12 protein-coding genes are annotated in these 14,199 nt (G+C 50.9%); 6 read left to right on the forward strand and 6 right to left on the reverse strand.

Going from position 1 to position 14,199, the window contains the following annotated elements; translation table 11 throughout:
- Positions 1-123: 123 nt before the first annotated feature.
- On the forward strand, positions 124-1,560 hold the full coding sequence (gene pyk, locus MO867_RS11810; RefSeq protein ID WP_252467103.1) for a pyruvate kinase: 1,437 nt from the start codon (positions 124-126) through the stop codon (positions 1,558-1,560).
- Between the two features lie 523 nt (positions 1,561-2,083).
- On the opposite strand, the gene MO867_RS11815 is transcribed toward pyk, so the two are convergent.
- From MO867_RS11815 to hutC, 5 genes are all read right to left on the reverse strand, one after another.
- The gene (locus tag MO867_RS11815) at positions 2,084-2,581 is read right to left on the reverse strand and encodes a hypothetical protein (RefSeq protein WP_252467105.1); all 498 of its coding nucleotides are present in this window, start codon (positions 2,579-2,581) and stop codon (positions 2,084-2,086) included.
- A 94-nt stretch (positions 2,582-2,675) separates the two neighbouring features.
- Complete coding sequence (locus tag MO867_RS11820) at positions 2,676-3,008, reverse strand: hypothetical protein (RefSeq protein ID WP_252467107.1); 333 nt, start codon at positions 3,006-3,008, stop codon at positions 2,676-2,678.
- A gap of 284 nt (positions 3,009-3,292) precedes the next feature.
- Positions 3,293-4,843, reverse strand: coding sequence for a histidine ammonia-lyase (gene hutH, locus MO867_RS11825; protein ID WP_252467129.1), 1,551 nt, complete (start codon positions 4,841-4,843; stop codon positions 3,293-3,295).
- Positions 4,844-4,958: 115 nt separating this feature from the next.
- Positions 4,959-6,671: a urocanate hydratase gene (gene hutU / locus MO867_RS11830; protein ID WP_252467131.1), complete on the reverse strand. Its 1,713-nt coding sequence runs from the start codon at positions 6,669-6,671 to the stop codon at positions 4,959-4,961.
- 54 nt (positions 6,672-6,725) lie between these two features.
- Entirely contained in the window at positions 6,726-7,436 is a 711-nt protein-coding gene (gene hutC / locus MO867_RS11835) for a histidine utilization transcriptional repressor HutC (protein WP_252467153.1), read from the reverse strand.
- A gap of 186 nt (positions 7,437-7,622) precedes the next feature.
- Between hutC and hutI the strand changes: the two genes are divergently transcribed.
- From hutI to MO867_RS11855, 4 genes are all read left to right on the forward strand, one after another.
- A complete protein-coding gene (gene hutI / locus MO867_RS11840; RefSeq protein ID WP_252467155.1) occupies positions 7,623-8,852 on the forward strand; it encodes an imidazolonepropionase in 1,230 nt (409 codons plus the stop codon).
- Positions 8,836-9,798: a formimidoylglutamase gene (hutG, locus tag MO867_RS11845; RefSeq protein WP_252467177.1), complete on the forward strand. Its 963-nt coding sequence runs from the start codon at positions 8,836-8,838 to the stop codon at positions 9,796-9,798. Before hutI ends, hutG begins: the two co-directional genes overlap by 17 nt.
- Positions 9,799-9,955: 157 nt before the next feature.
- The gene (locus MO867_RS11850) at positions 9,956-10,846 is read left to right on the forward strand and encodes a LysR family transcriptional regulator (protein WP_252467179.1); all 891 of its coding nucleotides are present in this window, start codon (positions 9,956-9,958) and stop codon (positions 10,844-10,846) included.
- 98 nt (positions 10,847-10,944) lie between these two features.
- A complete protein-coding gene (locus tag MO867_RS11855; protein WP_252467201.1) occupies positions 10,945-11,346 on the forward strand; it encodes a RidA family protein in 402 nt (133 codons plus the stop codon).
- Positions 11,347-11,474: 128 nt separating this feature from the next.
- Here MO867_RS11855 and MO867_RS11860 read toward each other — a convergent pair whose 3' ends face one another.
- Positions 11,475-11,897, reverse strand: coding sequence for an organic hydroperoxide resistance protein (locus MO867_RS11860; protein WP_252467204.1), 423 nt, complete (start codon positions 11,895-11,897; stop codon positions 11,475-11,477).
- Positions 11,898-12,932: 1,035 nt separating this feature from the next.
- Between MO867_RS11860 and MO867_RS11865 the strand changes: the two genes are divergently transcribed.
- Positions 12,933-13,436: an RNA polymerase sigma factor gene (locus MO867_RS11865; RefSeq protein ID WP_252467206.1), complete on the forward strand. Its 504-nt coding sequence runs from the start codon at positions 12,933-12,935 to the stop codon at positions 13,434-13,436.
- Positions 13,437-14,199 lie beyond the last annotated feature (763 nt).

A 14,199-nucleotide genomic window follows, 5' to 3' on the forward strand; every position in this document is an offset into this window, starting at 1 on the left:
CTTTTTGGCTTTCGTAAAAGCTTAGTTGTTGGCCACAATGACGAGACGACACCCGTGACAAGCTATGCTTGCCCTGATGTAGAAAAAGCGTACTCGGCCACTAATAACAGGAAGTTAACAGGCATGATCAGGCGCACTAAGATTGTTGCCACCCTAGGCCCGGCCACAGATAAAAAGGAAACACTACGGCAATTGATAGCCGCCGGCGTCGATACGGTGCGCTTGAATTTCTCCCACGGAAAAATTGATGACCACCGGCGTCGAGCTCTATTTGTGCGAGAGGAAGCCAAGCGTCAAGGTCGACATATCGCTTTGTTGGCGGATTTACAGGGACCCAAAATCCGTGTCGGAAAATTTATTGGTGGGCGTGTGTACTTAAGTAAAGGGAGAGAATTTATTCTAGATCCCGGTTGGGGCAAAGAGAGCGGCGACTCGAACGGCGTGTGGGTGGATTATGAGTCCTTGGCTGAAGACTGCAAGCTGGGAGACTGTCTTCTGTTGGATGATGGTCGTTTGGGTTTACGTGTCAAAAAAATTAGCGGCTCATCACTGGAAACGACTATTGAATCTGGTGGCTGGTTGTCCGATAGAAAGGGAATTAATAAACAAGGGGGGGGGCTCACTACACCTGCGTTGACAGAAAAAGACCGCGGGGATATTAAGGCTGCAGCGGAATTGAAAGTAGACTATCTCGCGGTATCTTTCCCTCGCGATGCACGAGATATTCACAGGGCGAGGAAATTGTTAAGGGAAGCCGGTGGAACCGCACATATCGTCGCTAAAATTGAGCGGGCAGAGGCGGTTTCCAATGATGCCAGATTGGAAAAATTGATCCTGGCCAGCGATGCAATAATGGTTGCTCGCGGAGATTTGGCGGTAGAGATTGGTGATGCAGAATTAATGGGAGTGCAAAAGCACCTAATCAGTTTTGCCCGCTATTTGAATCGTGTTGTTATTACGGCAACGCAAATGATGGAATCGATGGTCTCCAGTCCGGTGCCGACCCGTGCAGAAGTTTGTGATGTGGCTAATGCCGTGCTGGATGGCACTGACGCAGTAATGTTATCTGCTGAGACCGCCGCAGGAGAATTTCCGGTTGAGACAGTCACACATATGGCCGAGGTCATAGTTGGTGCGGAAAAACACCGTAATATGTACTCGATGCGAGAGGGTTTGAGGGGGGATTACCCGGCCGGCGATGCCTGTATCGCCATGGCGGCGATGACGATAGCCAATCACTGCCGTGAAATTAAAGCCATTGTATGCCAGACCGAAACGGGTAATACCGCACTGCTGATGTCGAGGGTCTGTTCGCTAATTCCCATTTACGCTTTTTGCCGACATCAAAAATGTTGCAATCGTGTTGCTTTGTATCGTGGTGTCGATCCGGTATTAATGGATATGGCGGGGGTAGATGGTTATTTACGGGATCAAAAGGCAATAACCCATTTGTCGCAACGCAATCTGTTGAAGTCTGGTGATTTTGTGCTGATATCCCGAGGTTACCAACAGGATATTGGCGGACATACGGATACTTTGCGTATTGTTCGTGTGCCTTAAGAAGGATCGCGCGAATTTATTGGAATTATTCCAGAATACCCCGCTTTAAAATCGCAGCGTCAATGGTTTTCGTGAATAACTTTCAAAAATATTTAGCTCGAGCGAACGCATCGAACCAATATTTTGGTTTCCAATTCCTGCTCTATACAGCGAAACTTCTCACCATTTAATGTTAACAATTTTGGGCTTCCCTGGGGCGCGGTTGTTGAACAACCGGCAACTCCTGTCGCTAGGGCCACGGCGAACAGAATAGACAGTATTTTCTGCACCGTAGTTACCTCGTACTGTTTGTTGAGTCACGTAATGCGGTATCGCTTGTTCATTCAGGGTAGAGGCAATAGCTGTCAACGTGAGGCATTCCGCGCCAATTTGTTAAACGTGGCGACAAGAGATGGTATGAAGCTGAAGAGGGCAGTTTATGTGGAGGAGTTGTTGCCTAATCTAGAGGGATAAAATACTCCGCTATGCACTTTTAGAGTTATCGATGCGCACAGCGGGGTGAATGGCTTAAAAGTTAGATGAGTTAGCGTCTACCGCGATGATGTCCGCCGCGATGGCCCCGATATCCGCGGTGACTTCGATATCCGCGATGGCTCCGATATCCACCGCGATGGTGGTAGCTTCTATAGCCGCGGTGGTGGGCGCGATAGCGAACATGGGGTGAGCGCGGGTAGTAGAAGCGGTTGTAGTAGGGCAGGCCGCGATAATAGTAGCGAGCCCGGTATCGTGGATTGCCGCGGTAAGCGGGGACAGCGCGATAGTTAGCGTAACCACCGCCGTAATAGTACCTGTTAACAGGCGTATAGCCGACAGTTTGATAGACCGGTGTTTGGTAGGATGTTAAATAGACGTTACTCGAAGCGTAATAGTTGGGCGTCGCATAGGGAAAACTGCCGGAGGAGGTATAGGCAACGGTTCCCCCGCTGTAGCCTGCGTTGTAACCATCGGTTGCACAGGCACCCAATGTCAGGGCTGTGCAAACCGTTGCGGCGAAAATCACCGTCTTAACCGCTCTATTCATAGTGCATTCTCCGGTAAGTGGAATTTCCCCCCGGAGAGGCCCGGCAGGGGCCAAGCCCCTTAAGTGCGCCAAATAGGCGCACGTAATCTCGGGTTCAGTAGGGTCTTGCGCGCGGAGGCGGATCAACTACTTGATATTGGGTATTCACGACGGCGGGCGGTCTAAGGCGATAGAAGTTTCCGTCCCAATAGAAATTACAATGCTGCATGTTGTGACAGGTCCCGTCCGGGTGGCAGTGGGCATAGCGGCCGCGCAGGTTGTAATAGGTCTTGTTGTAATAAGGACTGTATCCGTAATAACTGGCTGAACAATCATTGCCACCGCAGGGATAGCCACTGGTTCCGTTACAGGCTGATAGGATGAGCCCTGCTGCAATGGCGACTACACAACCAGAGCTATGAAGAAGCCTTCTGGACAGTGGTTTCATCAAGACCTCCACGCCTATTGGCGGATAAAACATCTAAATTCAGCCTAGCACTTTTGGCGCGAAAATCATCATTTTGAAAAATAAATGCCCTAGTGAACCTGGAAAGCAAAGTGGGTTTGTATTGCGGGAGGTAAATTTTTGAGTGTCGAGATGAAGAGATCCTCCTGCTCAGAATCAGAAAAGGTAGGGTCGGCAGGCAGGTTAAACCACTAAATATTGGCCAGACACCGGGCAGCTGATCTCCCGGTGTCTGGCCAAGCTGGTTTCCAGTGGGCGGCGGCGGATCAGCGGCTGCTGGGCAGCAGATTAGGATTGACGGATTGCAGGTAAACGCCACTGCTGAGAAGTTGTTTGGCCGCTTCGATATCCGGGGCAAAGTAGCGGTCTTTATCGTAGAAAGGCACCCGTTCGCGCAGTTTTGCTTTGGCGGCTTCCAGCTTTTCTGTGGACTTGAGTGGCGCGCGGAAATCTAATCCTTGGCAGGCCGCAAGTAATTCCACCGCGAGAATACCGCAGGTATTGTCAGCCATATCCCGCAGGCGACGACCGGCGAAGGTAGCCATGGAGACGTGGTCTTCCTGGTTGGCGGAGGTGGGCAAAGAATCCACGCAGGCGGGATGTGCGATGGACTTGTTCTCGCTGGCGAGCGCTGCAGATGTGACCTGGGCGATCATAAAGCCCGAATTGACCCCACCGTTCTCTACTAGGAACGGCGGCAGGCCGGATAGGTTGCTATCGATCAGCAGTGCCATACGACGCTCCGATAAAGAGCCGATTTCAGCCAGGGCCAGTGCCAGGTTGTCGGCAACCATAGCTACCGGTTCTGCATGGAAGTTGCCGCCGGAAATAATATCGGAATTTTCCGGATTTTCGGTATCGGTAAATACCAATGGGTTATCGGATACACCATTCGCTTCGCCCAGTAATACCTCGGCCGCAAAGCGCATCTGCTGCAAACAGGCGCCCATCACCTGGGGCTGGCAGCGCAGGGAATAGGGGTCCTGAACTTTTTCACAAAACTCGTGCGAGTCACCGATTTGGCTGGTCTCACCGAGTAGCTCCCGGTAAATCGTTGCTACATCCCGCTGTGCACGTTGGCCGCGCGCGGCGTGGATGCGGTCGTCGAAGGGGCGGCGCGAGCCCTTGGCGGCCTCCAGTGTCATGGCCCCAGTTATCAGAGCTCCGGCGAACAGGTCTTCGCTGGCAAGCAGCCCAAGTAGGGCAAAAGCGGTGGAGGCCTGGGTGCCATTCAGCAGGGCGAGACCTTCTTTAGGCGCCAGGGTAATGGGCTCCAAGCCCGCCACTTTGAGACCTTCCTGTGCGCTCTTGCGCTCTCCGTTGATAAAGACTTCACCTTCTCCCAGTAGCACCACGCTCATATGAGCCAATGGCGCCAGGTCGCCGGAAGCGCCCACGGAACCTTTCTCTGGTATGGCAGGGTAAACACCGGCATTGACCAGCTGCATCAAGGCTTCGATCACCAGCGGGCGCACGCCGGAAAAACCCCGCGCAAGGGAGTTTATTTTCAACACCATCAACAGGCGCACGGTGGCTTCACTCATAAAATTGCCGGTACCGGCGGCGTGGCTCAATACGATCGCGCGCTGCAAATTGTCCAGATCGTGCTTTTCAATACGGGTGTTGGCCAGCAGACCAAAACCGGTATTGATACCGTATACCGTACGACCTTCAGTAATGACCTGGGCGACGGTATGGGCGGAGGCTTCGATAGCGGGATAGGCACTTTTTGCCAGGGAAAGCTGAACTGACTCGCGCGCGATTCGTCGCAGTTGTGCCAAGCTTAGCTGGCCGGGATCTATTTCTAATTGATACATAAATTAATTCACCAAAAAATATTTACTGCATTGGTGCCGGCAACTGCAGGACCCGATAACAATTTATCGAGCCATAGAATGAATTCTGCCGGCAGTATTTTTATTGCGGTAAAAGTCAGTCTTTCAGCATCGGCAGGTCAAGTCCCTGCTCTTTTGCACAGTCTTTTGCGATTTCGTAACCGGCGTCGGCATGGCGCATCACACCAGTGGCGGGATCGTTCCAGAGCACACGTTCGATACGTTTGCGCGCGGCTTCGGTGCCGTCACAGACAATCACCACGCCTGAGTGCTGGGAAAAGCCCATACCGACGCCGCCGCCGTGATGCAGGGAAACCCAGGTGGCACCAGAGGCGGTATTCAACAGAGCGTTCATCAACGGCCAGTCGGAGACTGCATCGGAGCCATCCATCATGGCTTCAGTTTCACGATTGGGACTGGCTACAGAGCCGCTGTCGAGGTGATCGCGACCGATGACTACCGGCGCTTCAAGTTCGCCATTGGCAACCATCTCATTGAATGCCAGTGCCAGGTGCGCGCGGTCTTTCAGGCCCACCCAGCAGATACGTGCCGGTAGTCCCTGGAAGTGGATACGCTCGCGGGCCATATCCAGCCAGTTGTGCAGCTGCGGGTTGTCCGGGATCAGCTCTTTAACTTTGGCGTCGGTCTTGTAAATATCTTCCGGGTTGCCGGATAGCGCCGCCCAGCGGAAGGGGCCGACGCCCTCGCAGAACAGCGGGCGAATATAAGCGGGTACAAAGCCGGGAAAATCAAAGGCATTTTCCACACCTTCGTCGAGGGCCATCTGGCGAATGTTGTTGCCGTAATCCAAGGTGGCGGCGCCGCGCTTTTGCAGTTCCAGCATGGCTTCAACTTGAATTGCCATAGATTGCTTGGCTGCTTTCACTACTGCTGCTTCATCTTTCTTACGCATTTCCGCAGCGTATTCCATGGTCCAACCCTGGGGCAGGTAGCCATTTAGAGGATCGTGAGCGGAAGTCTGGTCGGTAACAGAGTCCGGTAGAATATTGCGTTGGACCATTTCCGGGAAAATATCAGCAGCGTTGCCCAGTAAGCCTACGGAAATGGCTTGGCCATTTTGCTTGGCTTCATCAATCATCTGTAATGCTTGATCGAGGCTGGTGGCCTTCTTGTCGACATAGCCGGTGCGCAGGCGGAAATCGATGCGGGTTTCATCGCACTCTACTGCGATCATGCAGAAGCCAGCCATGGTAGCCGCCAGCGGTTGCGCACCGCCCATACCACCGAGGCCACCGGTGAGAACCCACTTGCCCTTTGCCTCGCCGTCAAAATGTTTGCGTGCGACGGCAGCAAAGGTCTCGTAGGTACCCTGTACGATGCCTTGGGATCCGATATAAATCCAAGAGCCGGCGGTCATTTGGCCGTACATTGCCAGGCTTTTCTTATCAAGCTCGTTAAAGTGCTCCCAGTTGGCCCAGTGCGGTACCAGGTTGGAGTTGGCAATTAATACACGCGGTGCATCGGCGTGGGTTTTAAATACGCCAACTGGTTTACCGGATTGCACCAGTAAGGTTTCATCCTCCTCCAGGCGTTTTAGTACTTCGACAATTTTGTCGTAGCATTCCCAGTCCCTTGCGGCGCGGCCAATACCACCGTAAACCACTAGATCTTCCGGACGTTCAGCTACTTCGGCATCCAGGTTGTTCATCAACATACGAAGGGGTGCTTCGGTGAGCCAGCTTTTGGCATTGAGCTTACTGCCGCGGGGCGCGCGGATTTTGCGGCTAGGGTCGTGGCGTTTATCGATAGACATGGCTTCCTCGTCAATTTTTCTCGTAAAAAAATTCACACGTCGCTGCTTTTGACAGTTTGTTTTCCCAGGACGCGCGGGATCAATAAATAACTAGAATCTGAGTTGTGCGCCGAGGCGGTAGCGGTTTCCCGGATGTACTAAACGCGCAAAGCTGACAGTGCCTATGCGGCTCTTGGTTCGTCGCCAAACTTGTAAGCAGGCATCCCCAGGGGCGATTTCCAGGGCGTGGGCGATTGCTGCTTCTGCGGCAATCGCCTCGACGGTAGTATCGGCTTGGGTAAGCGGTGCGACTTTGGAAAGATAGGCGTTGGGGGTGGTATGGACGAAATCTTGCTCCAGATAATCTGGGGCCAGAGCCGGGTTGGTAAATCGCTCTTCCCACTGGATCGGCAACCCGTTGTCGCAGTGCACAATAATGGAGTGAAATACCTTGGCCTGCTCGGGTACTTCTAGCGCTCGGGCCACGTCTGCACTGGCCATGCATTCCTGCGCCAATAAGATGCGGTTGCTGTAACTGTGTCCACGGGCCGAGATCTCGTCAGCAATATTACGCACTTCCAGCAGCGAGCTGGCCGCTACTGATTCGGCGACAAATGTGCCCAGTCCCTGAGATCGCTTTAGTACCCGTTCGTCGGTCAACTCAGTCAGTGCTCGCCGCGCGGTCATTCGGCTTACACCGAATTGCTGCGCCAGTTGGTTTTCCGAGGGCACCTGGGAGTGCATTGGCCATTCCCCAGTTTCAATTTGTTGGCGGATATAGCGTTTGATGGCCGCGTATCGGGGTTCGCTTGCAGTATTCATAGACTCAGGTACAGTGCCTCTGGTACTTGTATATTGTTGTATATACAAGAATGGTTATAGCTACTATGGTTTCTCCATTAGTGGCTGTCAAGTCGAAGGAGGGAGCTGTATCCTGCTTGAAACTGGTCTCTCGGCCACAGGGCTGAGCATCTATGGTTAAAAGGAAAAGCGCGCCGCTAAAAGCTTATGTCAGAACGCTGTGATTTGCTGATTACCAATTTAAATGTTGCCACTATGGATCCGTCCATTGCCGGTGGTTACGGTGTTATAGAGGACGCCGCAATCGCGGTAACCAAGGGACGAATCGTGTGGATTGGTCCGCGGCGGGATCTGCCCGGATGTACCTCGGACCATATTGTCGATGGAGAGGGGCAGTGGGCGACCCCAGGCCTGATTGATTGCCACACTCACCTTGTTTACGGCGGGCACCGCGCAGGGGAGTTCGCCCGTCGTCTCGGCGGAGAGAGTTATGAAGAAGTCGCCCGCGCGGGTGGCGGTATTATCTCTACGGTACGCGCTACCCGTAGCGCAAGTGCTGAGACACTGTACAAGTTGGCGGAGCCGCGCCTGCGGGCTCTGATGGCTGAAGGTGTGACCACGGTAGAGATTAAGTCCGGTTATGGCTTGGACCTGGATACTGAGCTTAAGCAGCTACGCACAGCGAGGCGCTTGGCTCAACACAACCCGGTGGAGGTTGTGACGACTTGTTTGGCGGCGCACGCGTTGCCACCGGAGTACGATGGCCGTGCGGAAGAATATATCGACCTGATCTGCGAGCAGATACTGCCCGCCGTGGCGCGTGAACAACTGGCCGATGCGGTGGATATGTTTTGTGAGACGATAGGGTTTACTGTCGACCAGTGCCAGCGGGTTGTCGATGCCGCGAAAAAGCTCGATCTCCCGGTAAAAGTGCATGCTGAACAGTTGGCGCGTACCGGTGCTACCGAAATGGCGGCCAAGGTCGGCGCACTGTCGGTGGATCATATTGAATACATCAGTGATGCCGATGTGCGGGCAATGGCAGAAAGCGGCACTGTGGCAGTACTCCTGCCTGGTGCCTTTTATACCCTGCACGAGACACAGGTACCGCCGATAGAAAAACTGCGGGAAGCGGGCGTCTGTATGGCTTTAGCCACTGACCTGAATCCAGGTAGTTGTCCCATTGCCTCACTGCGTTTGATGATGAATATGGGGTGTCATTTATTCGGCTTAACGCCGGCGGAGGCGCTAGCCGGTGTTACTCGCTCCGCAGCACGTGCCCTGGGACTCTGTTGTTCCCGTGGTGTACTGCGCGAAGGTCTACGTGCGGATATCGTGCTTTGGCCTATGGATACCCCGGATCAGCTGGCCTACGAAGTGGGAGCGCTGAAGCCGACAAAGATTTTCCTGGGAGGTAGCGATGTTACAGCTTGCTGATATGCATTTGTGGAGTGGTCGCACCGACAGTGAGGATGGTCGGGCCGGAGAGCGCTGGCATCAGCGAATTTCTCCCCTGCAGTTGGATGATCCTCCCGGTATGACTATTCTCGGTTTCGCTTCCGATGAGGGCGTGCGGAGAAATAAAGGACGCATCGGTGCGGCGAAGGGGCCGAGAATCCTACGTTTGGCGATGGCCAATCTGCCGGCTACGTTTGATGCACCCCTGTACGATGCCGGCAATGTCCGGGTCGAGCGGGAGGATCTTGAGTCTGCCCAATCCCTACTGGGTGCCCGCATTAATGAATTGCTGGGCGCAGGCCACTTCCCCCTGGTGTTAGGGGGGGGGCATGAAATAGCTTTTGGTAGCTACCAGGGCATTGCCCGTTGGATGCGTGAACACCAGCGCGATAGTAGCCTGGGTATTATCAATTTTGATGCGCATCTGGATTTGCGTACACCGTCTCCAAAGGGATCATCGGGAACCCCATTTTTCCAAATTGCCGAGCAGTGCCGGATAAATGGGCGCGAATTCAATTATCTCTGTGTGGGAGCTGCGGATAACGCCAATACACCGGCGCTATATCAGCGCGCCGATGAATTGGGTACTGAGGTTATTCGCGATCGCGAAATTAATAGCTGGAATTTGAAGAAGGTGAAGGCCCAGATTCGAGAGTTTACTGACAAGGTGGACTTTATTTACCTTACTGTTTGCCTGGATGTCTTGCCTGCGGCAGAGATGCCTGCCGTTAGCGCCCCCTCTGGTCGGGGTGTTTCAATGGCGCTGCTCGAAGAGCTTTTGGATATGGTTTTGGACTCAAACAAGGTTTGTCTCGCGGATATGGCCGAGTTCAATCCCTACTTTGATATAGAGGATCACGGCGCACGCACTGCCGCACGACTCTGCTTCCAAATAGTAAATAGTGCGGCCCATCGTACCGCCTGAATTATTTTTAATTGGTTTTTAATACAGGATTGCGGACGATGCTTATTGCCCGCAATCCTGTATTGACTGAAAAATAATGACGCGCATTCGTTTACTGTATTAACTTTTTTACTTGTTTATAGGTTCGAACGCCAGTCGAATACTTCCAGAGGCCGGAATGATAAAAAACCTGGAAATTAATCATCTAAAAACCTTAAAAGCGCTGTTTGAATTTGGAAGCTTGTCCAGGGCCTCAGAACACCTACGGATATCCCAACAGGCTGTAAGTTCGCAGTTGAAAAAAATTAGAGAACTTGTTGGGGATAATCTGTTTGTGCGGACCGGCCATGGAGTGGCGCCTACCAATTATGCAAGGTTGATAGAACCACAGGTCTACCGAGTGCTTACTCTCCTCAATGAAATTCCGGCGCCGAATGATGTTGATCTGAAAAATGTGCATAGGACTTTGGTCATATCCGCGACAGACTACACACAGAAAATTATTCTTTCCGAACTGCTTGATGAGCTGAGAAATCATGCGCCCAAGACGAGATTGGTTGTAACAAACATCGAAAGCGCCACTCTGACTCAAAAAATGCATCAGGGTGAGATCGATCTTGCCTTTACTTCCGAAGGCTACGTACCAGAAGGCTTAGAGGCTGTATCACTATTTACAGAAAAGTATTTGTGTGTAACGACAAATAAAAAACCCTCCTCAGCGGGAGTACTGTCGCTTGATGAGCTGGTTAGCTATGGATTCATAATTACTTCACCAGGTGTGGGTGGCCTGAAAGGGTCGGCGGATTATTGGTTTGAAAAGCAAGGTTTTCAAAGAGATGTAGTTATTTCCGTTCCATCCTTTTTTATGGCCAAGGAATACCTGAAGAAAACAGATGCAGTTGGCTTTATACCCTCCCGTCTTTTACCAGAAAAAGGCTTATCTGAAATTTTTCTTGAGAAGTATCCGCCGGGGTATGAAGTTGTGGCAGCATTTCATCCCGGTGCGCGGCATGATCCACTATTGAATTGGTTAATTGATAAGCTCACGGAACGATTCCGAAATCAATAAACTATAGCTTGTAACCGTAACAAGCCTGGGTTGATCGCTCGCCCAGGTTATCACCCATACTATAAGTCTTCAGTTATCTGTAGGCTTATAGGCTTTATATGAGTATTGTAAATATTAATCCGGATTCGCTTTATGACGGTAGTCCGTTCAGCCTTTCCCAGGCTAAAGTAGATACAGTCAGCGGTCTGATATTTGTATCCGGACAGGTGGACTGGGGTAGGGATTATGAAGTTATCAACAAGACAATTGAGGCACAAACAGAAAATGTGGCAAAAAATCTACTCACAGTTCTAGAAGAAAGCAGTTCTGCTGTAGAATATTTACTCCATTTACGTATTTATATAAGAGGTGAGCTCGCTAATCATATGCCTAAGGTTGTACCAATTATTGCCAAATATCTAGGTGCCGCCCGTCCAGCGATAACCGGCATAGGGGTAGCTTCTTTAGCCACACCAGATACTTTAATTGAAATCGAGGCTGTGGCTAAAATATTGACTTAGACTTGTTCAAAGTAGCCCTGCAAGCGGGGCTACTGTGCTCTTTCTGCAGTACCTCGGTGTTCTCTTAATTGAGAGCCGGCCGGAACCGAAGTTGCTCGTACCGTTATTAATTGGATCTATTGCTAGTTTCAAGTCGAAACGTGCAGACGCACATCGACATTGCCACGGGTTGCATGGGAGTAAGGGCAAACCTCTTCATGGGCGGTATTGGCGAGTTTCTTTGCTGTGGTCTGATCTAGCCCCGGAAGATGGATATAAAGATCAATATCCAAACCGAAACCCTTGCCAAGTGTGCCTATTCCAACTTCGGCACACACAGTGGTCTCATCCGCCACCTTTACCTTTTTCTTGCCCGCAACAAACTTGATAGCACCAATAAAGCATGCAGCATAGCCTGCCGCAAATAGCTGTTCTGGGTTGGTGCCCTTACCACCGGCGCCTCCTAATTCCTTTGGCATACTGAGTTTTACATGTAGTTTCCCATCTGAAGATTCAGCTTCGCCCTCACGGCCACCGTTGGCTTTAGCTACAGCTTTATATAGAGCGTGCATATGAATGTCCTCGTGATCGTATTGGAAACAGTTGAGTGTACTGAGAGTCAGGATATGTTCCAGCTGGCTGTGAATGTCGGCTATTGGTAAACAAGTGCGCTAGCAATGGGTAGGGTAAGTTGCCTTAACTAGTGTGGCTAGACCGCTAAAGAAAAAGTAGTTGAAATTTGGTGCACTGCTGAAATCAACGCGTTGTTGAGGCTGTTTTCTCAGGTCGAGTGTCTATCGGCCTCATAGAGCCAGTGGACCCTGGATGGATGTCCCTGGTCGACCAGCAGATGGCTTTAGGGCACTCATCCATCTAATAGTGATGTGAACTGTGTAAACGAAAGGCTTCGAGGGGCGAAATGGACAACTGCAGATCACCTTACCCTGTCCACAGTGCCGACGTAATTAGCACATAGGTAAACCCTAGATTCCCACAATGACCGACACACTTGGCGATAGCTAAGGGGGCCAGCTCAGGTTAAAGATGATTGTAGGTAGCACCTGGTATATGTGCCAAAGAATCAAATGGGGGCATTGAGGCGGGAGATTGGAGTGATATTTTGAGGGTTATGCTGTCAATAGGGCATTGAGTGGGTCGAGACGTACACAATGAGGGATCTTATTCATGTGATGTTAATGATTCCTCCAAAGTTCAGTGCTTCCAATCCGGTTGGGTCTCTAAAAGGGAAATTTGCGATCTAGATATTTCGGATGTACAAGCATGTACAGAGAAATTTCACAGGAAGATACTTTTGGGCTGGAGGCTACTGCGTGAGTACAGTGGGGCTAGACGAGTAGGTGATTGGAGAGTACATCAAAAATCAAGAAATTGAAGAGCACCACCAAGAGCAGATGGAATTGGCGGGATTGTAACTAGCCCCCTCTGGGGCCTTTTACCTTCCACCGAGCCGTTGCTGATTCCGCAATAGTAGCTCTACTAACAATATATGCCATTGGATGGCACTAGTAACGCACTTAGCGGGGAAATGTTTTGTAAGGTTTTTCGCGTCATCGGTACAGTATTCATTAGTGTAAAGAGAGTAACCGGTGGAATTGCGAGATCAATTGTTTCAACAGGCGATAGCTGAGCATACGCAGGGGGTGTCTCGCGTAGCGCGTAGTTATGTGCGTTCCACTGCGGAGCAAGAAGATCTACTGCTGGAAATATGGCTGGGGTTGTGGCGAGCTCTTCCCGCCTTTCTTGGCGATGCCAGCCTCAAAACATTTGTATACCGTATTGCACACAATCGCTGTGTGACGGAGATAGCCCGACGAAAGCCGCAACATGCTGGTGAAGAAGAATTGATGGAAGTTGTGGACAGCCATCCTGGGCCCGACGAGTGTCTAGCAGCTGAGCGTAAATCCGAGAGTCTTGTCAATGCGGTACAACGTCTCCCGCTGGGATTGCGCCAAACGTTGACCTTGCGTCTGGAAGGTCTGAGCTATGCGGAGATCTCTGAAGTGCTTGGTATTAGTGAAAGTAATATTGCCGTGCGGCTTAACCGAGCAAAAGAACGGCTGAACATTTACCTGTCGGGTGGTGAGAAATGAATGAAACGAACAGTGAAAAGCAGTGGTTAGAATTGGAAAGCCTATGGAGGCGATAGCCGGTTAGAGTGGAGGTACCTTCTGAATTACTGAAATGGGTATACCGACAAGAGCGACGTATGCGTCTTGTCGTTGCCTCTGAGTTTTTTCTGTGGGGAATAGTGGCTATCTATCTTGTCATGACGATACTGAATAAAAACCTACCCGACACGCCGGCCAGACTATTTTTTGCATTTAGTATTTTTTTCTTGGGTGTTGGTTTTACGATAGTAAATCGCCGTGGATTGTGGGGCCTTTGGAGGAGACAGCACAAGGTTATATCGATCTGGCACTATTAAGACTGCGTCGTAAACGAAGAGAAGTACACTCCAGTTGGCTTTATCTGTTAATGCAGCTAAGCGTTCTTGGAATTTGGCATCTTGTATCTATAGAAGTAGATTCGATTCCCCCACTGGTACGCAACGCTCAAGAAGCATCCTTGGTTATCTCGGGTTTAACTGCCTTTTTAGCTGTTTATAGCTACTACATCTACTGGCGCACTGGACGTGAAAGGCTATGCCTACAAGAGTTACAGGAAAAACACCTCAATTAAATGTAAAGAATATGCTTGAGCCGAGACAGTAGATAGTCACTGTGAGTGAAATCAAAATAAGGAATTACAGGCTATGTTTACAGATTTTGTGAAGTTAACTTCCAGCTTCATGGAAATCCCAGGGCTGTCCCATATAAATCAGCTTAAATCGTGACTGTAATTATCTTGTCTAAA

This window comes from Microbulbifer okhotskensis, from assembly GCF_023895975.1.
Lineage (GTDB): Bacteria > Pseudomonadota > Gammaproteobacteria > Pseudomonadales > Cellvibrionaceae > Microbulbifer > Microbulbifer okhotskensis.

Bases quoted from the DNA above. Each gene is read 5' to 3' on its own strand.
- pyk (WP_252467103.1), top strand. From the start codon at position 124: ATGATCAGGCGCACTAAGATTGTTGCCACCCTAGGCCCGGCCACAGAT.
- MO867_RS11815 (WP_252467105.1), bottom strand. From the start codon at position 2,581: ATGAATAGAGCGGTTAAGACGGTGATTTTCGCCGCAACGGTTTGCACA.
- MO867_RS11820 (WP_252467107.1), bottom strand. From the start codon at position 3,008: ATGAAACCACTGTCCAGAAGGCTTCTTCATAGCTCTGGTTGTGTAGTC.
- hutH (WP_252467129.1), bottom strand. From the start codon at position 4,843: ATGTATCAATTAGAAATAGATCCCGGCCAGCTAAGCTTGGCACAACTG.
- hutC (WP_252467153.1), bottom strand. From the start codon at position 7,436: ATGAATACTGCAAGCGAACCCCGATACGCGGCCATCAAACGCTATATC.
- hutI (WP_252467155.1), top strand. From the start codon at position 7,623: ATGTCAGAACGCTGTGATTTGCTGATTACCAATTTAAATGTTGCCACT.
- hutG (WP_252467177.1), top strand. From the start codon at position 8,836: ATGTTACAGCTTGCTGATATGCATTTGTGGAGTGGTCGCACCGACAGT.
- MO867_RS11850 (WP_252467179.1), top strand. From the start codon at position 9,956: ATGATAAAAAACCTGGAAATTAATCATCTAAAAACCTTAAAAGCGCTG.
- MO867_RS11855 (WP_252467201.1), top strand. From the start codon at position 10,945: ATGAGTATTGTAAATATTAATCCGGATTCGCTTTATGACGGTAGTCCG.
- MO867_RS11860 (WP_252467204.1), bottom strand. From the start codon at position 11,897: ATGCACGCTCTATATAAAGCTGTAGCTAAAGCCAACGGTGGCCGTGAG.